21 protein-coding genes are annotated in these 24,922 nt (G+C 46.1%); 15 read left to right on the forward strand and 6 right to left on the reverse strand.

From position 1 onward, the window contains the following. Positions 1-7 precede the first annotated feature (7 nt). The 3 genes from HFE01_RS00605 (at position 8) to hcp (ending at position 4,696) form a co-directional block, all read left to right on the forward strand. On the forward strand, positions 8-2,008 hold the full coding sequence (locus HFE01_RS00605) for a cache domain-containing sensor histidine kinase (RefSeq protein ID WP_038978144.1): 2,001 nt from the start codon (positions 8-10) through the stop codon (positions 2,006-2,008). Then, positions 1,959-3,260, forward strand: a complete 1,302-nt coding sequence (locus HFE01_RS00610; RefSeq protein WP_017426381.1) for a response regulator — start codon at positions 1,959-1,961, stop codon at positions 3,258-3,260. Before HFE01_RS00605 ends, HFE01_RS00610 begins: the two co-directional genes overlap by 50 nt. A 143-nt stretch (positions 3,261-3,403) precedes the next feature. Continuing rightward, complete coding sequence (gene hcp, locus HFE01_RS00615; RefSeq protein WP_017426382.1) at positions 3,404-4,696, forward strand: hydroxylamine reductase; 1,293 nt, start codon at positions 3,404-3,406, stop codon at positions 4,694-4,696. A 43-nt stretch (positions 4,697-4,739) separates the two neighbouring features. On the opposite strand, the gene HFE01_RS00620 is transcribed toward hcp, so the two are convergent. Continuing rightward, on the reverse strand, positions 4,740-5,087 hold the full coding sequence (locus HFE01_RS00620) for a helix-turn-helix domain-containing protein (protein WP_016821354.1): 348 nt from the start codon (positions 5,085-5,087) through the stop codon (positions 4,740-4,742). 234 nt (positions 5,088-5,321) lie between these two features. Between HFE01_RS00620 and HFE01_RS00625 the strand changes: the two genes are divergently transcribed. The 5 genes from HFE01_RS00625 to mmsB all read left to right on the forward strand — a co-directional run bounded on the left by HFE01_RS00625 (position 5,322) and on the right by mmsB (position 10,258). Further along, positions 5,322-5,825, forward strand: coding sequence for a hypothetical protein (locus HFE01_RS00625; protein ID WP_167438308.1), 504 nt, complete (start codon positions 5,322-5,324; stop codon positions 5,823-5,825). A gap of 47 nt (positions 5,826-5,872) precedes the next feature. Next, on the forward strand, positions 5,873-6,199 hold the full coding sequence (locus HFE01_RS00630) for a nucleoside triphosphate pyrophosphohydrolase (protein ID WP_064795514.1): 327 nt from the start codon (positions 5,873-5,875) through the stop codon (positions 6,197-6,199). Between the two features lie 243 nt (positions 6,200-6,442). Then, positions 6,443-7,528 (forward strand): multiple monosaccharide ABC transporter substrate-binding protein, encoded by a 1,086-nt coding sequence (gene chvE / locus HFE01_RS00635; protein ID WP_019686345.1) that lies wholly within the window; start codon positions 6,443-6,445, stop codon positions 7,526-7,528. Between the two features lie 32 nt (positions 7,529-7,560). After that, positions 7,561-9,111 carry a multiple monosaccharide ABC transporter ATP-binding protein gene (gene mmsA / locus HFE01_RS00640; protein WP_019686346.1) on the forward strand — a complete coding sequence of 517 codons (1,551 nt, stop codon included), beginning with the start codon at positions 7,561-7,563 and terminating at the stop codon, positions 9,109-9,111. Beyond that, a complete protein-coding gene (gene mmsB, locus HFE01_RS00645; RefSeq protein ID WP_016821349.1) occupies positions 9,095-10,258 on the forward strand; it encodes a multiple monosaccharide ABC transporter permease in 1,164 nt (387 codons plus the stop codon). The genes mmsA and mmsB overlap by 17 nt, the downstream gene beginning before the upstream one ends. 105 nt (positions 10,259-10,363) lie before the next feature. On the opposite strand, the gene HFE01_RS00650 is transcribed toward mmsB, so the two are convergent. Both HFE01_RS00650 and HFE01_RS00655 read right to left on the reverse strand, forming a co-directional pair. After that, positions 10,364-11,269: a glucose 1-dehydrogenase gene (locus HFE01_RS00650; protein WP_040101954.1), complete on the reverse strand. Its 906-nt coding sequence runs from the start codon at positions 11,267-11,269 to the stop codon at positions 10,364-10,366. A gap of 79 nt (positions 11,270-11,348) precedes the next feature. Next, positions 11,349-12,101 carry an MBL fold metallo-hydrolase gene (locus HFE01_RS00655; protein ID WP_153794291.1) on the reverse strand — a complete coding sequence of 251 codons (753 nt, stop codon included), beginning with the start codon at positions 12,099-12,101 and terminating at the stop codon, positions 11,349-11,351. Between the two features lie 159 nt (positions 12,102-12,260). Between HFE01_RS00655 and HFE01_RS00660 the strand changes: the two genes are divergently transcribed. After that, positions 12,261-12,686: an Lrp/AsnC family transcriptional regulator gene (locus HFE01_RS00660; protein ID WP_017426389.1), complete on the forward strand. Its 426-nt coding sequence runs from the start codon at positions 12,261-12,263 to the stop codon at positions 12,684-12,686. A 63-nt stretch (positions 12,687-12,749) separates the two neighbouring features. On the opposite strand, the gene HFE01_RS00665 is transcribed toward HFE01_RS00660, so the two are convergent. Beyond that, positions 12,750-13,226, reverse strand: a complete 477-nt coding sequence (locus tag HFE01_RS00665) for a GNAT family N-acetyltransferase (protein WP_080942658.1) — start codon at positions 13,224-13,226, stop codon at positions 12,750-12,752. A 131-nt stretch (positions 13,227-13,357) separates the two neighbouring features. Between HFE01_RS00665 and HFE01_RS00670 the strand changes: the two genes are divergently transcribed. Next, positions 13,358-14,290 carry an EcsC family protein gene (locus tag HFE01_RS00670; protein WP_167438307.1) on the forward strand — a complete coding sequence of 311 codons (933 nt, stop codon included), beginning with the start codon at positions 13,358-13,360 and terminating at the stop codon, positions 14,288-14,290. 40 nt (positions 14,291-14,330) lie between these two features. Here the strand turns inward: HFE01_RS00670 and HFE01_RS00675 are convergent, their stop codons facing one another. Beyond that, entirely contained in the window at positions 14,331-15,599 is a 1,269-nt protein-coding gene (locus HFE01_RS00675; RefSeq protein ID WP_019686352.1) for an MFS transporter, read from the reverse strand. 416 nt (positions 15,600-16,015) lie between these two features. Here HFE01_RS00675 and HFE01_RS00680 point away from each other — a divergent pair, with 416 nt between their 5' ends. The 5 genes from HFE01_RS00680 to HFE01_RS00700 all read left to right on the forward strand — a co-directional run bounded on the left by HFE01_RS00680 (position 16,016) and on the right by HFE01_RS00700 (position 24,188). After that, positions 16,016-17,785, forward strand: coding sequence for an acid phosphatase (locus HFE01_RS00680; RefSeq protein ID WP_167438306.1), 1,770 nt, complete (start codon positions 16,016-16,018; stop codon positions 17,783-17,785). A 276-nt stretch (positions 17,786-18,061) separates the two neighbouring features. Next, a complete protein-coding gene (locus HFE01_RS00685; protein WP_017426394.1) occupies positions 18,062-19,468 on the forward strand; it encodes a sucrose-specific PTS transporter subunit IIBC in 1,407 nt (468 codons plus the stop codon). A gap of 29 nt (positions 19,469-19,497) precedes the next feature. Continuing rightward, a complete protein-coding gene (gene bglX, locus HFE01_RS00690) occupies positions 19,498-21,756 on the forward strand; it encodes a beta-glucosidase BglX (RefSeq protein WP_167438305.1) in 2,259 nt (752 codons plus the stop codon). Further along, on the forward strand, positions 21,749-23,140 hold the full coding sequence (locus HFE01_RS00695; protein WP_167438304.1) for a glycoside hydrolase family 32 protein: 1,392 nt from the start codon (positions 21,749-21,751) through the stop codon (positions 23,138-23,140). Before bglX ends, HFE01_RS00695 begins: the two co-directional genes overlap by 8 nt. A 214-nt stretch (positions 23,141-23,354) precedes the next feature. Beyond that, on the forward strand, positions 23,355-24,188 hold the full coding sequence (locus HFE01_RS00700; RefSeq protein WP_167438303.1) for an AraC family transcriptional regulator: 834 nt from the start codon (positions 23,355-23,357) through the stop codon (positions 24,186-24,188). 131 nt (positions 24,189-24,319) lie between these two features. On the opposite strand, the gene queF is transcribed toward HFE01_RS00700, so the two are convergent. Beyond that, a complete protein-coding gene (gene queF, locus HFE01_RS00705; protein ID WP_107734071.1) occupies positions 24,320-24,817 on the reverse strand; it encodes a preQ(1) synthase in 498 nt (165 codons plus the stop codon). Positions 24,818-24,922: the final 105 nt, after the last annotated feature.

Consider the following 24,922-nt stretch of genomic DNA (forward strand, 5'->3'; position numbering starts at 1 on the left):
GCATCAAATGATGCCGAGGTTACGCTTGCGCAATATGCCTTTACGCTATCAGCTCATGGTGCTGTTCTTGCTGTTTGGCATCGTGCCTTCACTGGGACTAGGCCTGCTGGTGAATTGGACGGTGGAACGGATTATTGAGCGGCAGGTGGAAAACCATACGATGCAGTTAATTGGCAAGGTGAACGAAGCACTGGATACCAAAATGGAAAATTTACAGAACATGACGTATCTGATTGCGTTTAATCCTGAAGTTGGGGAGTTTTGGAAAGGGCGGACGCTGGCTGATGGTCACGCGGGTCATACGAGTAGTGTAATGCCAGAAAATCAGGCGGAGCAAGCACAGAAGCCTCTCCTTAACCAGGCTCCCGGCTCCAAGCAGGTTGTAAGTTCCGTACAGGAGCAGGATACCTTGTATGAAATGAAGCAATTTTTGCAGGGTTTTACCACGTTATATCCTGAAATTGCCGGGATTCTGATCGTGAACGAAAAAGGAGATTATATCAGCAATGAAATGTATGCTCGAAGCACACGCAGTCTGACGGAAGAAGACTGGTACACACAGGCGGCGCAGCATGCAGGGATATTCACTGTGCTGGGACAGCCAAGTCACCGTAATGTGACCACTCATGTCCGGTACAAGGACAGTGAAATTGTCTCTGTCGTCCGTTCGGTCACGGATTCGGAGACAGGACATGTACTGGGTGTAATTATGATTGATCTCAAGCTGCGGGCTGTGTCGCAAGCTGCCAGAGATGTAACCTTGGGCAAAAGCGGGTATGTCATGGTGACAGATGCCAAGGGACGCAGTGTATATATGCCAGATATGCCTTTGATTGAGCGCATTCCGTCGCAATGGTTCGGGCCAGAGGATAGCGGGATGTTTACCCGTGAAGCCGGAGGCAGGGAATTGCTGTTCATGTTCCAGGCTTCCGAGTTCACGGGCTGGAGAACCGTGGGAGTATTCCCGGCACGCGAATCTACACTGGAAGTGCGGCAAATTCAGTTCTACGTTGTCTGTTTTGTTTTCATTGTATGTCTGTTTGGCTTAACGGCATCCTTGCGATTGTCCAGTTCTATCGCGCAGCCAATTTTCCGGCTTATGTCTTATATGCGTACAGCAGAGACGGGGGATCTTACGGTTCGCCAATGGAGTGAGCGCGGGGATGAAATCGGAATGCTGGGCCGGAGCTTTAACCGGATGCTGGAGCAAATCCGCCGTCTCATGTCGCTTAGCGAACTGAGGGAACGACAAAAACGGGATGCCGAACTACGCAGTCTTCAAGAGCATATTAAGCCGCATTTTCTATACAATACGCTAGATACCATTCATTGGATGGCCCGAAAAAATGGAGCAGACGACGTATCCGATATGGTGGGGGCGTTATCGAGATTGTTCCGCCTTGGACTGAGCAAAGGGGATGACTTTATTCCGCTGCGCTCTGAGATTGAGCATATCTCAAGCTATATGCAAATCCAGCAAACCCGTTATCGTGACCGACTTCGCTGGGAATTAAATGTACCCGACGGGCTGAAGGATCTGTTTGTGTTGAAGCTTATGCTTCAGCCTGTGGTGGAAAATGCGATTTACCACGGCATTAAGGCCAGACGTGGTCCAGGCACGATTTGCGTAGAAGCTAAAGCCGAGGACGGCAAGCTGCTGCTGACGGTACGTGACGACGGTGCAGGGATGACGGCAGAGCGTCTGCGTGAGCTGCGTGAATGGCTGGAAATACCGCTGGAGGCGATGGAAGGAAAACGGAAACAAAAGGAAGTTCGTACAAATGGCAGAAGCTACGGCATGCTGAATGTACAAGCGCGTATCCGATTGTCTTTTGGCGAGGAATATGGAATTACATTGGACAGTAAGGAAGGGACAGGTACCTGCGTTACAATCACTCATCCGTTGCTGCTGGATATGGCGCAACTGAAGAAGCCTTATGACAAAGGAGAGGGTCAGGATGACGAAATCCAAGGGAACAGACAACGCGACAACGGCGAGTCTGATTGACCAAGCCATACCAGAAGTGACGATAGGGACGGCCCGACGTTATCAAGTATTGATCGCAGATGATGAGCCGATCATCCGTGAGGGGATTCGGGACTGCCTAGACTGGACGGCTCTGGGCATGGAGGTTGTAGCAGAGGCAGAGGACGGTGAAGAAGCGCTGGAACTGATTGGTCAGCTTAGCATCGACATCGTGCTGGTCGATATGAATATGCCATTCATGGATGGAATTGAACTGATTCGGCAGCTGCGGGAAGGACGCTCGGAGTGCCGTTGCCTGATCATTTCCGGGCATGATGAATTTGCTTATGCACAGGAAGCTGTACGGCTTGGCGTAGAAGATTATATTCTGAAGCCGGTAAATGCGGATCAGCTTCACGCTGCATTGTCACGGCTTCGTCAGCGACTGGACGAGGAGCACAAACGCGCCGCCTATGTAGAACAAGCTGCCGGGCAGATTGAACGGAATATTCCGCTGCTGCGTCAGCGGTTTTGCCTGGAATGGCTGGAAGGACAGCACACGGGAAAAGACGTCATGGAGCAGTTGGCGTTTTTACGTCTTCCATCCCGGCCGCCTGTACAAATCGGCGCGGTACGGTGGCCTGCAGCAGAAGCACGGCAGACGATTATGCGTGAGAATGACCGCCAGTTGTTTCTTTTCGCCGCTGAAAATATTATTGGCGAACTGCTGGAGGACCGATCGCATGTGTTGTTTCGCGATGCGAACGGGCTGATCGGCATATGCCTGTGGCAGGAGGCACCCGAGACGATCGGCGCTTCTATAGAGCAGGCCATTGGAGGCTACCTGAATATAGCGGTTCACACCCATGTGGAGTCCAACGAGGGTGGGCTGGAAGGCGCAATCAATGCGTACCGGGTGAGCCGGGATCGGGTGTACGGTGAAGCGCAGCTATCTCCCATCGTACGCCGGGCACGGCAGCTTATTCAGGAAGGTTATGCCGATCGCGAGCTGACGCTGGAAGCTCTTGCCTCGCGGCTACAGGTATCGGCTGTATATCTTAGCCGTGTGCTCAAAAAGGAGCTCAACGACAGCTTCGTGACCCTCGTCACGCGTGCCCGTATCCGCAAAGCAGTGCAGCTACTGGACTCTACGACGTTATCTGTGCTTGATATAGCAGAACGTACGGGATACGATAGTCAGCACTATTTTAGCACTGCTTTTAAAAAGACCATGGGCGTGTCGCCTGTGCAGTACCGTAAGGGCGGGGGAATTCAGGAAAATTCGTCGGAATAGGAATGTTGGATTGCGGAATTGCCTTGCGCCCTCTCATGATAATCTGTGCTAAAAAGTGTGTGTGTAATCACACCCGCACGTTCAGGGGTTTGTTACGCTGTAGATAACGAACAAATATCTATCAATATTTGGAGGAAAACGATATGTTTTGTTATCAGTGTGAACAGACGCCGAGTGGCGGGTGTAAAGTCATTGGGGTGTGCGGAAAAAATGAGACAGTAGCGAGCTTGCAGGATACAATGATTTTTGCATTAAAAGGGATTGCTGCCTATGCCACACATGCACGTCAGTTGGGATATACCGATCCTGAGGTGGATCGGATCACGCATGAAGCGTTATATATGACCTTAACCAATTCTAACTTTAATGTACAAGAGCATTTGGAAATGGCGATGAAGGTCGGAAATGCAGCTGTACGGATCATGGATGTGCTGGATCGTGCGCATACGGATCGTTTTGGCATTCCACAGCCGATTACCGTCAGCCAAAATAAAATCGAAGGTCAATGCATCGTCGTGACCGGACATAATCTGTACGCGCTGGAAGAATTACTGCGTCAGACCGAAGGAAAGGGCATCAATATCTACACTCACTCGGAGATGCTGCCTGCCCACGGTTATCCGGCGTTGAAGAAATATGCACATCTCAAGGGCAATATCGGCAAGGCCTGGTACGATCAACGCAGATTGTTCGAGGAATTCCCAGGGGCGATTCTTGCTACGACGAACTGTGTTATGCCGATTAAAGGCACATATGCAGACCGCTTCTTCTCTTATGAAGTAGCAGGGCTGGAGGGTGTTGCCAAAATTGTGAACGACGATTTCTCTCCACTGATTGAACGCGCGTTGGCTCTGCCAGCCGCAGATGTAGACTCTGAACAAGTGCTTACGACAGGATACCATCATGAGACGGTCATCGGGCTGGCACCTGAGATCATTCAGGCAGTCAAAGACGGACATATCCGCCGTTTCTTCGTCATCGCGGGCTGTGACGCACCAGGCAAAGGCGGCAACTATTACCGCGAGCTGGCTACATCCTTGCCGAACGACACGGTTATTCTGACCACGTCTTGTGGTAAATTCCGCTTTAATGATGTGGACTACGGCACCGTTGGAGATACTGGCATTCCACGTTATATTGATTTGGGGCAATGCAACAATTCCGGTTCTACTGTGAAAATCGCTCTGGCTTTAGCGGATGCTTTTGGTTGTACGGTGAATGAGCTACCTGTCAGCATTGTGCTGTCCTGGTTTGAGCAAAAAGCAGTTGCCATCCTGCTAGGCTTGTTCAGCCTTGGCATCCAGGATATTCGCATTGGGCCAAAGCCGCCTGAGTTTATTTCTTCGGGTGTACTTGATGTACTGGTGGAGATGTTTGGCTTGAAGCTAATTACGACCGCAGAGGAAGATATGAAAGCGATGCTGGCGTTGTCGTAAGAGGTAGGTGGGGAACTGCAGAGTGCAGTTCCTTTTTTTTGTTTCATCGTTCATCCATTCTAATAAATATATCCGTAAGAATCTTTAAGGCCAGCTCAGTATCTTTGGTTTCACGAGTTCTTAGGAGAGACAAAATGGCTTTTATACTCGAATCTTCTTCGGTAAGCTCATCATTTTCCTTCACATATGTAAGCAATTGATAGACGCCCACGTTCAATGCCTTCGCTATTTTCTCCAGATTTTTCAAAGATATATTTCTCTCCGCACGCTCAATGAAACCAATATAACTCGAATTGAAACCTGCTTTTTCGGCTAAAGCTTCTTGGGAAAGCCCTTTAGACTTTCGAATATCTCGAATACGTGTGCCGACTAATTCTAATAGTTCTGACATGAATACACCTCTCTATAGTTAGAAGTGTAGAGAAAGAGTTACATCTAATTAATATGCGTTAGTAAGTAAATTGAATTAAAAACTACTATATAGTAATATTCATTATGAAGCTTGTCCGATAGCTAGAAAATTATACATTTTAGTGGTCTAATGATATGCTACGTTGCTCACATTTGTTTCAGGATTTTGCAAAACCCTTATTTATGAAATTCTAAATCAGGAGTTGATTCCCCCATGAAACACTACTCCTTAAGCAACCAACTACATAGTGAAGCTGATTTCAAATTGCCTAAGTATAGTGACACCCACATATTGAATTGCATGATGGATTTTCAAAAGCTTGCCCAATACCAAATGCAGCTTGCCCAGATGATGCGTGATCATAATCAATGGCTAAATTGCCTCATTCTTTGTGATCGCGCCATGTTTTCTATGGCGAAGGCCATCTATGTACATCGAAATCAAATCATGCCTTTATCCATCAGCCTATCCATGAACGATCTGCTCAGGCTAATTCGCTCGGATGCGGAGCCTTGTTTAGATATGGTACTGTTTATGGGCACCGTGCATTATCTGGTTTCAGGAGAGGATGATCCATCCAAGGAGACGATGAAACAGGAGGAAGTAGACATGTTGCTTTATAAAACAGACTCTATTCTAGAGTCTCTGTCACAACGGATCGTAGCTGATCCGTCTAAGCGGTATCCGTCTATTTTTAAAGAAAACCCGTTCAATTAAATTGTTAAAATTTTTTATTCTTCATATCAGAAAGGGTGTTATTTGAAATGCCTACATACAACAAGCTGGTGCGGGATCGGATCCCGCATATCATTATGTCTCAGGGTAAGGAATGTCGGACACGCATTTTGGACCTAGAGGAGTATAAGCAGGAACTGCGAACGAAGCTTCGTGAAGAGACTGAGGAATATTTTGCAGCGGACAAAGATCAGGATGCGCTGGAAGAACTAGCGGATATGCTCGAAGTCATCCGAGCGCTGGCAGAAGTACATGGAGCGAATGTACCCGAGCTGGACAAGCTGCGGGCGGACAAAGCCGAGGCACGAGGCGGATTCCAGGAGCGGGTGTTCTTAATTGATGTCGACGAAGCTTAACGTCATTAAGTAATACCTCCCCCACCACAAAGGTTAAAATTTTATAAAAAAAGTTCAAAACCTGCAAAGACCTTCCCCGGCCTGGAATGATACCATGTGTTTGCACATAAAAAAAGAGAGGTGCTCATCGCCTCACTTATGTAAGCGCTATCTAACTTCTAGTCTAATCAGCAATGACCTGAGGATTTTGCAAAATCCTTACCTTCAAATGACCTGCATCACATGAGGAAAGGGGAACTTCATATGAAAAAGGGAGCTGTTGTTGTTTGGCTTCTGGTTTTGGCCCTGATGCTCTCGGCCTGTAATCTGGCGGAGAGTGGAACGGGCAGCAAGGAAAAAGGCTATGTGGGTATTTCCATGCCGACCAAATCGTCCGAGCGTTGGGTAGGAGACGGGGAGAATATGGTTCGGTTGTTTCAGGAGCAAGGCTATAAAACGGATTTACAGTACGCCGAGGACGTAGTGGAAAATCAAATCTCCCAAATCGAAAATATGATCACCAAGGGTGTCAATGTTATGGTAATCGCTTCGGTCGACGGAAACACGCTGACGGATGTGATTCAGAAGGCACACGACCGAGGCATTCAGGTCATTTCTTATGACCGTCTGATTCGCAACACACCGTATCTGACGTATTATGCGACCTTTGATAACTTCAAGGTGGGCGTACTACAGGCAGCATATATTGAGAAAAAGCTGGGACTCAAGGAAGGCAAAGGCCCTTTCAATATCGAGCTGTTCGGTGGTTCACCGGATGACAATAACGCATACTTCTTCTTTAATGGTGCGATGTCCGTACTTAAGCCATACATTGATTCCGGTAAGCTGGTCGTGCGCAGCAAGCAGATGACGATGGCGCAGATCGCTACACTGCGATGGGATGGAGCTTTGGCGCAGTCGCGGATGGATAATCTGCTGAGTGCCTACTATTCAGGGGCCAATCTGGATGCGGTGCTCTCTCCGTATGACGGCATTAGCATCGGTATCATTTCATCCCTGAAAGGGGTCGGATACGGAACAGCGAGCAAGCCGCTGCCGATCATTACGGGACAGGATGCAGAGCTGGCTTCGATCAAGTCCATTGTGGCTGGTGAGCAGACACAAACCATATTTAAGGACACCCGCAAGCTGGCTGAGCAAACAGTTGTGATGGCCAATAGCATTTTACAAGGCAAGCAAGCGGAAGTGAATGACGTTAAATCCTATAACAACGGTAAAAAGATAGTGCCTGCGTACTTGCTTGATCCAATCTCGGTGGATCGGACGAATGTAGAGAAGGATATTGTCGGCAGTCACTATTACACCAAAGAACAAATCGGACTGAAATAAGAGTAAGAATCCAACCGAAAGGAGCGTATCCCATGACTGGAATCATTTTGGAAATGAAGGGAATTACCAAAACCTTTCCTGGCGTAAAGGCATTGGAAAATGTGAATCTCAAGGTCAAGGAAGGCGAGATTCATTCGCTGTGTGGCGAGAACGGGGCGGGCAAATCGACGCTGATGAAGGTACTGAGTGGTGTATATCCACATGGAACCTACGAAGGGGATATTATTTTCCAGGGCAAAACGTGTGAGTTCAAGGATATCAAGCAGAGCGAGGAATTGGGCATCGTCATTATCCATCAGGAACTGGCATTGATCCCGTATCTCTCGATTGCAGAAAATATTTATCTGGGCAACGAACGCGCCAGCGGTGGCGTGATTGATTGGAAAGAGACTTTTGTCGGGACACGCGAGCTACTGTCCAAGGTCGGGTTGAGTGAAAACCCCAATACCTTGGTTACGAACATCGGGGTCGGCAAGCAACAACTGGTCGAAATTGCGAAAGCGCTCTCTAAAAAGGTAAAGCTGCTTATTCTGGATGAACCAACAGCGGCCTTGAATGAGGATGATAGTGAAAATCTGCTTAATTTGATGCTGGAATTTAAAAAACAGGGCATTTCCTGCATTCTGATCTCCCACAAGCTGAATGAGGTCGCAAAGGTATCGGATTCAATTACGATTTTGCGGGATGGGAAGACGATTGAGACGCTGGATATGAAAAAGGATGAGGTCACGGAGGATCGGATCATTAGCGGGATGGTTGGACGCGATCTGACCAGCCGTTATCCAGAACGTCATGCCGAGATTGGCAAAGTCGTGTTGGAAGTGAAGGACTGGACGGTGTATCACGAGCATCATGCAGACCGCAAGGTGCTGGATCAGGTGAATCTGAACATTCGCCGCGGTGAAATTGTCGGCATTGCCGGGCTGATGGGGGCGGGACGGACCGAGCTGGCGATGAGCATCTTTGGCAAGTCATACGGACGCAACATCTCGGGTCAACTGATTAAGGACGGCAAGCCGATCCAGAACAACACGGTTACGGACGCCATTAACAATGGCTTTGCCTATGTGACGGAGGACCGCAAGGAGTACGGTCTCATTTTAATGGATGATATCAAGCGCAATATTTCGTTGACCGGTCTGAACAAGCTGGCAAAGGGCGCTGTAGTTAATGAGCAGGAGGAAGTCGTCGTTGCAGAGGAAATGAAAAAAAGCATGAACATCAAAGCGCCGAGTATTTTACAGAAAACCGGTAATCTAAGTGGCGGCAACCAGCAAAAAGTAGTACTGAGCAAATGGATTTTTGCCGGACCGGATATTCTGATTCTGGATGAACCGACGCGCGGCATAGATGTGGGTGCCAAATACGAAATTTATACGATTATTCATCGTCTTGCCGCTGAAGGCAAGGGGGTACTGGTTATTTCGTCCGAGCTGCCAGAGGTACTGGGCTTGTGTGACCGGATTTATGTTATGAATGCCGGGCGGATCACCGGAGAGGTTAGCCGTGAGGACGCTTCGCAGGAAACGTTGATGAGATATATGACCAAGTCAGGAGGCGTGAAGCATGGAAACCATAACTAAACTATTTAAAAATAACATCCGCCAATATGGCATGATGATTGCGCTGGTCGTCATTATGATTTTGTTCGAGGTGCTGACAGGCGGCCTGCTATTGAAGCCGATTAATATTACCAATCTGATTCTGCAAAATAGCTACATTCTCGTACTAGCGATCGGGATGGTGCTGGTTATCATCACTGGGCACATTGACTTGTCCGTCGGCTCCATAGCCGCTTTTGTCGGTGCGGTTGCCGCCATTATGATGGTCGATTGGCAGCTTCCAGCGTGGGTCGCTGTGATTGCAGCTTTGCTGGTCGGAGCGTTAATTGGGGCATGGCAAGGGTTCTGGGTCGCTTATGTACGGATTCCGGCATTTATCGTTACCTTGGCGGGGATGCTGCTCTTCCGCGGATTGACAATGATCGTGCTGGAAGGCCAATCGATCTCTCCTTTTCCGGGGGGATTCCAGAAAATCAGTTCAGGCTTCCTGCCGGATTTTTCATCTACCGGTTATAACCTGGTATCCATCATTGTCGGCATTGCACTTACGGTATGGTTTATCGTGAACGAAATTCGCGAACGCCGCTCTCAGCTTAAATATGGATTTGAGGTTCCGTCACAGGTGTTATTTGTACTCAAATTGATCGTGGTGGCTGCTGTGATTAATCTGTTCACCTTCATGCTCGCGAGCTATGCGGGGATTCCGAACATTCTCGTCCTGCTGTTCATCCTGATCGTGGTATACTCCTTCGTCATGAACCGCACGGTTATGGGGCGCCATGTGTATGCGCTGGGTGGAAATGAAAAGGCAGCGGGCCTGTCTGGTGTCAAAACGAAAAAAGTAACATTCTGGGTATTTGTCAACATGGGCGTACTGGCTGCCATTTCTGGTCTCATCTTTGCTGCACGTCTGAACGCGGCTACGCCGAGAGCGGGCACGAACTTTGAGCTGGATGCCATCGCAGCTTGCTTTATTGGTGGAGCTTCGGCGTCGGGCGGGATCGGCACGGTTTTTGGAGCGATTATCGGTGGTTTGGTTATGGGCGTACTGAATAACGGTATGTCTCTGATCGGCCTGGGGATTGACTGGCAGCAAGGGATCAAGGGCTTGGTACTGCTGCTGGCGGTTGCCTTCGATATTTACAACAAAAACAAAAGATCAGTTTAAGCTTATATTCAACATTGTAAAATAAGCAAACCTCCAGTCCCACTTGAAACTGTGGATGCTGGAGGTTTTTGCTTTGTTAGGTTTTATGGCTATTAGCTAACCCAACTAAGTCGTCACCATTTGTCCGCCGTTTACATGCAGCGTCTGGCCCGTAATGTAAGAGCCGTCATCTGAAGCCAACAGCACATAGGCAGGGGCCAATTCATAAGGCTGCCCGGCACGCTTCATCGGCGTATTGCTGCCAAAGGTGCGAATGACTTCAGGCGACTGTGTGGCCGGATTCAGCGGAGTCCAGATCGGACCGGGAGCAATGGCATTCACGCGAATACCCTGATCGACCAGATTATTAGCCAAAGCGCGCGTGAAGCTGACAATGGCTCCTTTGGTAGCTGAATAGTCAATCATATTTTTTTGCCCAACATAGGCCGTAACCGATGCCGTATTGACGATGCTGGCCCCAGCCCGCATATACGGCAAGGCTTCTGTAGTCATATGGAAGAAGGAAATAATATTCGTATCAAACGTATCACGAAGCTGCTGCTCACTGATATCCAGATAGGATTCGCGCACAAACTGAACACCCATATTATTAATGAGGATATCAATACGACCGAAGGTTTCCATCGTTTTTTGAACAACCAGACAGCAGTTGCTTCTAAGCCTTAGATCACCTGGAATTAGCAAGCAACGTCGGCCAAGCCGGTGAATGACATCACGGGTCTCCATCGCATCTCGATGCTCATCGAGATAGGCAATGACCACATCGGCCCCTTCCTTGGCAAATGCGACTGCAACCGCGCGACCAATGCCACTGTCCCCGCCGCTAATAATCGCCACCCGATCCTGAAGCTTTCCCGTACCGATATACTTTGGATTATCAAAGATAGGGCGTGGAACCACCAGGTATTCCAACCCCGGCTGTCTATATTGATGCTGGGGAGGAAAAGCAATCGGAACTTCTTTACATTGGGTTTCTGTACCATAATAAGGATGCTGATATTGCCAATTCATTGAATAATCCCTTCTTTTAGGCGTTTTGAAATCCAATATATTCGAAATAGGCGCAAACGGTGAATCGGGAATTATCGTCTTATGCCGAAATCGTCGCTCCATCTGCCGGAATATGGACACGCTTCTCCAGACCTTCACGATGGATATGTTCCGTAAGCTCGGAGCGAGTCAGTACACAATGGTTGATGGCTTCCATATGGACAGCAACGACTTGGGTGTAAGGAGCATGCTGTGCAACAGCTGTTACATCTTGGGCAGTCATAATAATGGGATCGCCCACTGTAAACCGCGCTCCTCCAGCGTTTACGATCGTCCAGTCTGGGCGGTATTTATCCAGTGCTTCCGCGACTTCACTGCACCAAATGGTATCCCCGGCCACGTAGACGACAGGCTCACCTGGAGCCTGAAATACAAAGCCGGATACGGGTCCCATCTGTTCCCCGATTTCTCCGGTACCGTGATGTCCAGCAGTACGGTTGATCTCAATTTCTCCGACAGAAACAGCCACCGAAATCGGAGTAACCTGTGTAAAACCGTCAGCCATGATTTGTTCTTCATTTCCGGGCTGGCAGAAGACGGGAAGCTGTTTGTCCAGCCAGCGTACTGCTGCCGGGTCCCAATGGTCTGGATGCAAATGCGTGACGATGACAACGTCAGGCTGTCCAAGCGTTTGCCATTGTGGTGGCAAGGGAACCAGCGGATTGCGGAGAGTGTTTTCCGTATTGGGAACTGGTGGATTTAGGCCAGCATCACTCAGCATCGGATCAATCAGAAATTTTACTCCTGCGTATTCGATCCATAAGGTTGCGTTGCGGATTAGTGTGATATTCATATATGGAAGCTCCTTTGATCGTAAATGTTTTTTTGACCGAATGTATTTTCGGCCGTTCTTTGTTTCTGCTACAATCATATCTGACGCAAGCAGATGCAGGCTACGGCCTGCTGAAAGGAAAACCAGTATTCTCGTTTCATCATGAAAGGAAAAATAACTATGGAACTATTCGTACCTGATGAGACCGACCTGCGTATTCTTCATCATTTAATTGAAGACAGCTCTTTAACGCATAAGGAGATCGGTCAGCTAGTTCATTTGACAGGCCAAGCAGTAGGGGCGCGTGTTCGAAAAATGCAGGATGCAGGTATTATTGAGGGCTATACACTACGCTGGAACCCGGAGAAAATTGGGCAGACGATTCATGCCTTTATTACGGTTTTTCTGAATTCAGGAACGACTCACAGTGCTTTTCAGACTTTTGCACGGGAGCATTCCTCTATTGTCGAAATCCATCGGGTAAGTGGGGAGGGCTGTTATTGGATGCGGGTGCGCATGTCATCACAGTCAGAGTTAAATACCATGCTGGATGAACTTACGAAGTTTGGTAACTACAAATTGAGCTTTTCCATTGGCGAAATTTAATGATAAAAGCTTTCGGCATTTTGTTCCGAAAGCTTTTGTTTACGAGGGCTATTGAAGTCAGTGTTATAGGCTCATTTTAAAAATATGCTGCAAGCCGTGTTGTCCCATTTTAGTGTTACCTTCATCGATAAAGCCGCATTTGAGATATAGACTTTGGGCAGAAAGATTACGGGCATTGACGCCTAGTACAATCTCGCGAATATGTGGAAAGTGTGTAGAGATGAACTGTGGTAACAGAAGCAGTCCTTGTTTAGCAAACCCTTGTCCCTGATCTGCATAATGAATAGAAAACGCACGCAGCAGCAGTGCCTCAGAAGTATTCGTATAGTCTGCTAATTCATCTCCATCGTATAAAATGAAAAATCCAACCGGCCTTCCAGTAGCCGTAATCACGACTGGATGGCGGTGTGGGTCTTCCTTGGCCAGTGCCAGCATTTCAGCTGGCATTCCAGTAAATTGCTTCTGCTCATCGGGCAAATAAAAGGTATGTAAAATCGCATCATGCTCACAATGGTAAGGGACAAGCCCTACATTATTCATCATTACACTCCGATCTGTACGAATTTTAACTTACTATACATCTCGTTTGCTAAAAAAAGAAACCTGAACTCGCCTTACTTACGTATTATCCATACATAAACTAGCATAGTCAAAAGGAGACGTCTACGCTTATGAAGCCGCTTATAGAATATCGGGAAAGTCAGGATGTATTGCACCAAGAGCTGAAGCAGATTGAAAAGTGGGAGAAGGAGCAGAAGGATATTTTTTTCTGGGAAAAAATCGGCAGATGGCCCTTTATGCTGTTGGATCGGCTGACGCCCAAAATCATTAAGGACAAGCTGGAGCAGCTGCTTAACGAGATGGGTAGCTTCATTCAAAATGGTGGCAAATATTTGGTGAAAGAAGAAACAGTCCTGAGTAAGCTGAACAAGACGGCCCGTGAATATATGATTCAGCAAAATAGTGCAGCTTCAGCCTTGGATACGGAGAATCAGCCCCATTCCGGGGAAAACGCAGATGCGGAGCATAGTGAGGAATCCACGTGGGATTTGAAGCAGGCGGCTGAGCTCCCACTAACGATCATGGATCAGACTGCGGACGAGATGACGTCGGGTCGCATTACCTTTGCCACCGCTCAGGGAGCAACCACGGGAATTGGCGGTGTGTTTACGATTGCGGCGGATATCCCTATTTTGCTTGGCTTGTCACTCAAAGTGCTTCAGGAAATCGCTTTGTGCTATGGGTTTAACCCCCATGATAAGCAGGAGCGCATTTTTATTATTAAATGTATGCAATTCGCTTCATCTGATATTGTGGGGAAGAAAGCTGTATTAGAGGAACTGGCCTTGTTCGATGATCCTTCACGTCAGGCACAGGTTTTTTCCCAGATGCAGGGTTGGAAAGAGGTCATTAACACCTATCGTGATCAGTTTGGATGGAAAAAGCTGCTGCAAATGGTCCCGATTGCGGGCATTTTGTTTGGCTCCATTGCCAATCGAAGCGCGATTAGTGACGTAGCTGAAGCAGGGAAAATGCTATATCGGAAGCGCCGTATTTTGATGCGTTTGGCAGAAGAAGAGAATGGATTGAAACCTTTGCTATAAAGGTGTGCAGCGGCCTAGTTGGCCGCCGCACGTCAGCCTATTACACTTCGGCTCCATTTTCTTCCGCCCAGCGATTCAGGGTTTTGTCTGTAGGAAGTAAGAAGGTTAAAATGCCGAGCAGTGGCAAAAAGCCGCATAGGAACATAATGTTGGTGATGCCTACTTTGTCGATCCAGTTGCCAAGCACGAGTGCACCCACACCGCCAAGGCCAAAGGCCAGGCCAGTAATGAGACCGGACACCGTCCCGATTTTGCCAGGCACGAGCATCTGTGCATATACGACTGTGACCGAAAAGCTGGACAACATAATAAATCCAATAATCGCCAGCAGGATCGCCGTCCAGAATTGGTTGGCATAAGGCAGCAGCAGCGCCAATGGTGCAGCTAATACCATGGACAGAAAAATCATATTGCGCTTGCCAAAACGGTCTGCCAGCGGACCACCAAAGAAGGTACCTAGCGCTCCAGCCCCGAGGAACAGGAAAATGTACAGCTGTGCATCCGCCAATGGCATTTTAAATACTTCCATCAGGTAAAACGAATAGTAGCTTCCCACCGAGGTTGAATACCACGAACGGACAAATACCAGCAGAATGAGGACAATCATGGCAAACATAATCCGGCTGCGCACTTCGGGCTTCATGCGGCGTGTCGCCGCTTTTTTGCGTGCAATGCCTTCTGTACGGAGGACGTTACCGTACCAGCGAGCAATGAATGATTGCACTACAATCCCGGCTGCCGCAATACCTGTGAACCAAATAGCGCCAAATTGCCCCAACGGAATAAAAATCCAGCTTGTGAGCATCGGTGCCAGCGATTGACCTGCATTGCCGCCAACCTGGAAAATGGATTGTGCCAATCCCCGGCGTGATCCTGCCGCCATATGGGACACGCGCGAGCCTTCCGGGTGAAAGGCAGCTGAGCCCAGACCTACGAAGATGACTGCGATTAGCACCGCTTTATAATCGGCAGCATAGGCGAGCAGCAGCATGCCGGTCAGCGTAAAGCCCATACCGATGGGAAGGATAGCGGGCGTAGGTCGTTTGTCCGAAAACAAGCCAATGACAGGCTGCATGATCGAAGCTGTAAAGTTGATGGCGAATGAAATCCAGCCGATCTGCGTGTAGCTCAGACTCATAGATTCCTTCAGGATCGGAAAGATCGCTGGAATGACCGATTGAATCGAGTCATTGAACAGATGGACGAAACTGATGGCAATCAGAATCGCAAAAACGGTACCTTTCGCTTGCGGCCCCTGGAGGGGGAGCGATTGGCCCGTTTCTTTTTTTGTAGCAGATTTAGTAGTCATGGCAACCTCCGGGTATGTATGTATATTTTAAGATATAGGAAGCAATCCATTTGCAGCAAATGGCTGAAAGTGGGATAAAGTCCCTATTTACTCATCGCTGCTTGCCTATCCTGCTGGATACTCTTTATTGCTCGATCCTTTAATTTACAACAGATTATCTCGCTCTGAGTGTATGGTATCTGTATAAGATATCCTTTACTTATCATTTTACTCTCTAACATGCATGAGTTGGTTCTCGGTTGAATGTTGTTGATATTCCTCTTACATATAAATAAGCAAGAAGAATTTAACAAAACTAGGCTCTTTATTTAACAAACTTAAGATATGATTCTTTATGTCATACAACTTGTTGTATAGATAATAGCTCCGTAGAAACAGGATGAAGGGCACAAGAAAAGAGAGGATCTGATTTGAGAATGAAATTGCTAAGAAAACCACTATCAGTTGCATTATTATCTGTACCATTACTTCTAGGTTCTCTGGGTGGAAATTTCGCGAGTGCAGCAACCTTGCCAACAACAGTAACTCCAACAGAACCGTCATGGGGATATTTCGTAGATCATTACAAAAATAATAGTGCTGCTAATAAGACGGAAAGCACCAATCCGACTCTCGGGTTGCTCTCTGAATTTAATAAGCTTTGGACTCCTGGCGCTACCTGGGACACAGGGACCAAACTAAACAGCAGTGTACTGGACGCTAATATTCAAAAAGTGATTGATATTGCTGCCCGTCGCACTTCCAGTGAGGCCGATGCGGCTTATTTGGACGACCGCCGAAATCAGAGCTACAGTGTAATCGACGGTCTGGGTTCGCTGACTGATATATATCGAAAGAAGGCAGGTGCCACGACAACAATCAACGACGTTCCGGCCGATGCCACAACTAAAAAATATGAAGATGAGGGAACGAATGCAGGGGATATAAGCTCCAGTCTCGGCAACGTCGTGAATCTGGTCAATACCTTGCGTGGGGACTACTCTACGACGAACCCGGCCAAATCTTACTTTAGTTATCCTCGTCCGTTCCGTTGGAGCGACAATTCAGTAGTTGTTCCAAGTCTGATCCCTGCCCTCAAATCTGATGCTACTAATGATGGCGGCTTTCCTAGCGGTCATACCAATGCTGCGTATCTCAGTTCTATTGCTATGGCCTATGCTATGCCGGAGCGTTATCAGGAATTGCTGACACGAGCTTCGGAGCTGGGCAATAACCGTGTTGTTGCTGGCATGCATTCCCCGCTTGATGTTATGGGAGGACGTGTCATGGCAACGGCGATGGCTGCTGCCATCCTGTCTGATCCAGCCAATAGCAACTTGAAGAAAGCAGCTTACCAGGATGCTCATAAACAATTGCTGTCCCAAAAAGGTACTGCCCCAGATCGGTTCAGCAATTATGCTACGAACAAAAAAAATTATAATGAACGATTAACGTATGGATTTAATCAAATTAACCCAACCACGACGCCAATGACAGTACCTAAGGGAGCTGAAGTGCTGTTGGAGACACGTCAGCCTTACCTTGACAGCATACAACGCCGTTGGGTATTGGCCACTACAGGCCTTCCATCCGGTTATCCTGTGCTTGACGATGCCGAAGGATGGGGACGCTTGAACCTGTTTTCCGCTGCGGACGGCTACGGTGCTTTTGCCAATAATGTTACGGTGAATATGGACGCTTCCAAAGGCGGTTTCAATGCATTGGATCGCTGGCGCAACCATATTTCTGGTGTTGGAAAGCTGATTAAAAAGGGAACAGGTACGTTGAAGCTTATGGGTAGCAATACGTATTCCGGTGGTACACAGATCGATCAAGGTATACTTGAAGGTAATTCGGAGACAGCTTTCGGAAGTGGTACAGTTACAAATAACGGGGGGACTCTTCTTAAAAACAATGCTGGAAAGCTGATTGTTGGCAGCAATTACAAACAAACTGCCAAGGGCAAGCTTGAACTCAACCTGGGCAGTAAAAATGACGTGCTCAAAATTAAGGGAACCGCCCAACTTAACGGGAAATTACGCCTGAATTTTGCTAACAAATATGTACCAGCTAGCGGTGCGACCATTTTAACCTACGGTAAACGAAGCGGAGAATTTTCTTCCATCGAAGTAGCAGGTTTGCCGAGCAACTATAAAGTGAAGGTTGTCTATACAGCTGATCGTGTTCAGTTGAAAGTCACGAAGTAACCAAATAGGACAATAAAAAGTGCACCTTTGGAATACACCGGATAAACCATGAAGTTATCCAGTGCCCATTCTGAAGGTGCATTTTTTGTTCCAGTATAAAGCCTATTTTTCGGAGTTATTTATAGCCAAAGGTATAAAAAGGTCAAAATTTGACCTTAATGTAGTAAAATAATCGCACTGTTTGAAAGCGCAGTCATGTTATTCTTAAGAAGCATATTAGTCCAAGTTTTAAAGGTTCAGACTAACTAAGAGGAACAGAGGAAAGGAAGAAGACTGATGAGTCTTGAGAAAGAATACGTTAAAATAGCCCAGGATGTCATTAAAGGGCTTGGCGGAGAAGACAACATTATTTCTATGGCACATTGTGCTACACGGTTGAGATTGATTGTAAAAGACAGGGATATTATTGATGATGAATTTATTGAAAATATTGATAAGGCAAAAGGGGTCTTTTTTACCTCCGGACAATATCAAATTATTTTTGGAACCGGTACCGTGAACAAAGTTTACGAAGCGATGGTTGGCCAGAACGTATCTGCGACATCAAAGGCAGAGCTGAAAGAGAAGGCCTCCACGCAAGATGACAACTTTTTCAAAAGAATGATCCGGGTTTTTGGGGATGTATTCGTTCCCATTATCCCTGCATTGGTAGCTACCGGCTTGTTTATGGGAGTTAGGGGCTTGGTAACTCAGCCTGCACTGCTACAGTTATTTGGACTTACACCGGATGATATTTCTGCGAATTTCATATTATTTACGCAAATACTGACCGATACCGCGTTTGCATTTTTACCCGTGCTGGTCTGCTGGTCTGCATTCAGAGTGTTTGGCGGGTCGCCGATCTTGGGAATTTTGCTCGGACTCATGCTGGTAAGTCCTTCTTTACCTACTTCCTGGGATGTCGCTCAACATGTGAAGGAACCTCTTTTATTTTTGGGCTTCATCAAAATCGCAGGCTATCAGGGCTCCGTTCTGCCGGCGTTCATTATAGGGATCGTGGGAGCGATGATGGAGAAAAGAATTAGAAAATCCGTTCCAGAGGCATTGGACTTGATTCTAACACCGTTTCTGACATTGTTGCTCACACTGGTACTGGGCTTGTTCGTGATTGGTCCCATCTTCCATGAAGTAGAGGTTTTAATATTATCGGCAGTTACAGCTATTTTAAAATTGCCATTTGGCATTGGCGGGTTTATTTATGGTGGCATTAATCAGATTATTGTCGTTACCGGACTGCACCATGCGCTCAACCTGATCGAAATACAGATGCTGGTGGATGGCGGCTGGAATATGGTTAACCCGATCAGCTCGGCCTCTATTTGTGCACAAGCAGGTGCGGCGTTAGCTGTCGGCCTGAAATCGAAAAGATTAAAAACCAAATCTATTGCCTATCCTTCTGCCGTGTCTGCACTGCTGGGCATTACAGAACCGGCAATTTTTGGGGTGAACATTCGGTATGGTAAACCATTCGTGATGGGCTTGATTGGAGGAGCGGTTGGAGGATTCTTCGCACGTATCTTTAATGTTCAAGCCACAGGCATGTCGATTACAGCTATACCTGGCTTGTTATTGTATCTGAATAATCAAATTTTTCTGTATGCTTTAGTTTGTTTAATCGGTTTTGGTGTAGCATTTGCGTTGACGTGGATCTTTGGATTTAAAGAAAAAATAGAGAACAAATAGAGAATAAATAAAATTTGGTGGAGAAAATCATGGACAACAAAACATTGCTTGAGAAATTGAACAGTCTTTCAATAGAAGAGAAGATCGGCCAGCTCATCCAACTGACTGGTGATTTTTTTGAAGGAGACATGGATACGGTTGTGACGGGCCCTTTGAAAAAATTGGGGCTAAACACGGACTATAATATTTATAACACGGGCTCCATATTAAACATTACCAACCCGGAAAAAATAATCCGGTTGCAAACCGATTATTTGGAAAAATCGGTTCATAAAATTCCACTGTTATTCATGGCGGATATTATCTATGGCTATCGAACCATTTTCCCAATTCCGATCGCTCAAGCATGTAGCTGGAACTATGAGGGGATAGAGAATGCGGCTTCGATTGCTGCTCAGGAGTGCTACGAGGAAGGCATTCATGTAACCTTTTCCCCCATGGTAGATATGGTTAGAGATCCTCGCTGGGGGCGGGTGATGGAATCGCCTGGAGAAGATACCTTGCTGGCGCAGAAATATGCGCAAAGCGTAGTTCTGGGAATCCAGGGCAGCAACTTGGAAGATGGAGCCGTACCAGCTAATAAAATTGCTGCTTGTGTCAAGCATTTTGCCGCTTATGGAGCACCTGTAGCGGGACGTGAATACAATGCCGTGGATCTATCGGAGCATGCATTGCGAGAATATTATTTACCTGGATATCAAGCAGCAATAGAAGCGGGCGCCAAGCTTGTCATGACGGCTTTTAATACCTTGAATGGTATCCCTGCGACTGGAAACGAGTGGCTTAACCGTGACGTACTAAGACAGGAAATGAAGTTTGACGGTGTATTGATCTCGGATTACGCCGCTATTGAAGAGTTAATCATGCATGGTTATGCCGAAGATGAGACTTCCGCCGCCAGGCTGGCACTGTTGGCGGGTGTGGATGTGGATATGAAGACGGCAGTGTACGCTAATCAATTGAAGAATGTAATATCTGGTAACGACTATATGCTGGAGCTTCTGAATGAGGCTGTATACCGTGTCTTACAGCTGAAAAATGATTTGGGGCTGTTTGAGGACCCGTTCCGCGGATTACAGGAAATCGTTAAACGTTCAACCAGCAGCATTCTGTCAGACGAACATAAACAAGCGGCACTGTCCTTGGTAGAAGAATCCGTTGTGCTGCTGAAAAACGAAAATAATGTATTGCCATTGTCAAAGGAAACGAAGGTAGCTTTAATGGGTCCCTATGCAGAAGAAAATTCCACCCTGGGTATGTGGGCGATCAAGGGAGAGCAGACAGACACTATTAATTTGAAAACGGGGTTGTTACAGCTTGTTGGCCCCGACAATCTCTCGGTATGTAGAGGAAGTTATCTGCTACCTCTTGATGCAAGGGAAACCTTCGATAAATATGCGGACAAACTGGCTATTGAAACAAGCTCTGAGGAAGTTCTACTGCAAGAAGCCATTAGGCATGCAAATGAAGCAGAGGTCATAGTCCTTGCTTTGGGAGAAAGTATTTATCAGAGCGGAGAAGGTGGATCACGAACGAATCCGACGCTGCCAGAGCCGCAATTGAGATTACTTCATGAATTAAGCTTATTGGGCAAAAGGATCGTTCTGATCGTATATAGTGGAAGACCTTTGATCCTTACCGATGTTGTTGAAAAGGTTGACGCTATAGTTCAGGCCTGGTATCCAGGAACGATGGGCGGAGAAGCACTGGCTAATATATTGTATGGGAAAGTAAATCCGTCCGGGAAATTAGCAATGACCTTTCCACGTAGCGTCGGTCAGATTCCGGTCTACTACAATGAGCTGAATACAGGGAGACCGAATTTAAAGGAAAATGGATCTTACCGCTTTGCGTCCCGATATATTGATGAAGTGAACGAACCCTTGTATCCGTTTGGCTACGGTTTATCTTATACCTCATTTGAATACAGTCTATTAACCGTCAGTCAAAAGGAAATAAAAACAAATGAATCAGTGGATATCCGTATTTCTGTATCCAACACTGGAACGTATGATGGAAAAGAAACGATTCAATTATATATCCGCGATAAATTTGCAAGTGTTGCAAGGCCAGTGAAAGAATTAAAAGACTTTAGAAAAGTATTTTTACAACGTGGCGAGACTACAGTTGTGGAATTTTCAATTGATGAAGACATGCTCAAATTTTATGGGCGTGAAATGGAATACAAGAGTGAGCCAGGTGAATTTGAGGTTTATATCGGTTCAAGCTCACAGGACATTTTGTTAAGCTTTAGTTTTACTTTGTTACCGGAGGATAAACATGAATAAAAGCGACGCTTATCATCTTAAATATCATATTACTCCTCCTTACGGGCTATTAAACGATCCTAATGGACTTGCCTTTTTCAATCAACAATATCATGTGTTCTATCAGTGGAACCCTAAAGGAACCGAACATCGAAATAAATGCTGGGGCCATGTAGTTTCGAGCGATCTGGTGCATTGGCAAAGGAAAGGCATCGCGCTTGAGCCTTCGGAATGGTATGACAAGGACGGCATTTATTCCGGAGGCGCCATAGTCCATGATGAAAAGCTGTATCTGTTTTACACAGGAAATGTAATCAGGGAAGATGGAGTCCGAGAAAGCTATCAATGCGTAGCCATTTCGGAAGATGGGGAGCATTTCGAGAAAATGGGTCCTTTGTTTGAACATCCACAAGGCTATACCAGACATGTCCGAGACCCGAAAGTATGGAGAGATCGGAACGGGAACTGGTGGCTGATCGTTGGCGCTCAAAGAGAGGATTTGACTGGAGATGCGCTTATCTACAAATCTATAGATTTGTCTGATTGGGAATGCCAAGGATCATTTTTGGACCATGATCATGAATTCGGATATATGTGGGAATGCCCTGATCTACTTCAATTTGCGGAAAATGATATTTTTGTGTTCTCTCCTCAGGGCTTACCAGAAGCAGGCGAATATTATAGAAACCCTAACCAATCGGGATATGTTGTTGGGAAATTAACGAGTACAGGAAAATTCAACGGAAACCTTACCCATTTTAAAGAGCTTGATCGGGGGTTTGATTTCTACGCGCCACAATCATTCAAGGTAAATAATAGAACCATTATGTTCGGATGGATGAGCGCCATGAATGAAGAAGCAGAGAGGGCTGTTCCCACCATTCAGGAAGGCTGGATTCATGCGCTGACTCTTCCTAGAGAAATCGTATTGTCTAACGGTGTGCTATACCAGAAACCATTGCCGGAATTACAATTGCTAAGAATGGACGGTGTACATTCCAAGGAGAACATTCACAAAAATAGGGTTTGGCTGCTGCCTTCCCTGCAGGTGGAGTGCAATGTTCATTTTTCGAAGCTTACAGAGAACTTCAAAATGATAGTCAGAAATGCGGTGGAAATTGACTATGATTTGGAAGAAAACAGTTTAACCGTATGGAGAACCAACTGGTTGACGAACCAGAGAGAGTACAGAAAAGCAACGTTAGCCAGTCAAGTTGCAGGCATGCAAATATTTATAGAAAGCTCAAGTCTGGAGATCTTTGTGAACGAAGGCGAGGAAGTATTTTCTCTGCGTTATTTCCTGGAAGATACGGAACAACGCAGTATGGTGCTTGAAGCAGGAGACAATGAAGGAGAAATTGAGATTTATCAGTTGCAGGAATGTGATACCATAATCAATCATTAAAACTTTATTCTTATCTTTTACCTGAGAGCTACAAGCAGGCAAGGAAAGGCTGTTCATTTCTCCGTTTGCGAGAAGAACTGCCTTTTTTTGTCTTAGTCGGCTGAAGAGATTTCAGCTTGTGTAGGCATTTTACTATCGGTATAGTATGAGTATTAGAGTATATGACTGAATATAATTACTGTTGATTACTCATAGCTGGTTGATGAGGTGTCGTATGAAGAAAATATATGAACATATTGAAATAGACAGAAGAAAAATGATTAACCTCTTTATGTTTCAATCGACAGATACAGAAAGAGTCATCCCCATGCATTTTCACAGTAATATGGAATTAATTTATTGTACAAGTGGAAGTCTCAAGGTGTGGCATGAAGGAAAGATAACCATTTTGATGGAAAAGGATGCACTGTTCATTAATAGCAATGTACCGCATTCCACCCAAAGTATTACGGAAAACCAGGTCGTTGTACTGCAATTTCCAGCTACCTTTTTTTCCAATGAACAAGTATCCATCCAATTAAACACGCAAGAGCAACAAGTTGAACATACTATACTTTCTAAATTAAGAGAGTTATTTATGGATATATATAACCTGCATATTTCCAAAGGGAAATATGACTATATTTTAGAGCAAAGCCGAATTATTGAACTTAAGTATTTGCTTGTTAATCATTTTAGTCAGGCAGCAGACCTACAGCCGGAGGTATTTAGTGAAAAGCAGCAAAAGATAAAGACGATCATGGACTTTATTAAAGAACATTACGCTGAAAATATTAGCCTAGCGAAAACAGCTCGAATATGTGGCTATTCGGAGGCTTATTTGTCGAGAATGTTTCATGAATATACAGGTCAGACGTTTACGGAGTACAAGCAAATTCTTTGTTTGGAAAAGGCGATTGATTTATTGGAAACAACGAATAAGTCACTTACAGAAATTTCTTACGAGGCAGGCTTTCCCAACGAGAAGTCTTTTAGAAAAGCTTTTAAGGAAGTTATGGGTAAGACCCCTTATGAATATAAAAAATCAAAATTTGATCTGAGTGTGTAAACGACGCCACAAGCGCTATACTCTTATGGATGATTTCGATAGACTAAAAATATGAGGGCTGTCCTTGAGTCATTTTATGACTATTGGGACAGCCCCTTATTTATATTTGTTTGCGAATAGAGGGGATCAGCCTATCGATTATCCACCGTCTCTGGATACATATCATGGTTCATCATACGATGTTCTGCGATTTGCACATACTTCGTTCCCGGCTTGCCATAGTTGGTGTACGGGTCGATAGAGATGCCGCCGCGTGGCGTAAATTTGCCCCATACTTCAATGTAGCGAGGGTCCATCAGCTTAATCAAGTCATTCATGATGATATTGACGCAGTCTTCATGGAAATCACCGTGGTTGCGGAAGCTGAATAGGTATAGCTTAAGGGACTTACTTTCAACCATTTTAATATCAGGAATGTAGCTGATGTAGATGGTTGCAAAATCAGGCTGTCCTGTGATCGGACACAGGCTGGTGAACTCTGGACAATTGAATTTTACAAAATAATCGCGGTACGGGTGTTTATTATCAAAGCTTTCGAGAATGGCGGGATCATAGGCAAATGTGTATTGTGTGCCTTGATTGCCAAGTAGGGTAACGTCGGTCATTTCTTCAGGTTTTCTTCCGGTCATGTTGAGTGAGGCTCCTTAAAGTTGGTTTAGTCTGGTAAAAGAGAGAGGGAGTTATGGTGGTGGGGAGGTCGCTTCGCGAAGGATTTGAGCTTCCGATCGCTGTTG

Source organism: Paenibacillus sp. EKM10P (assembly GCF_011800655.1).
In the GTDB taxonomy this organism is placed as follows: domain Bacteria; phylum Bacillota; class Bacilli; order Paenibacillales; family Paenibacillaceae; genus Paenibacillus; species Paenibacillus polymyxa.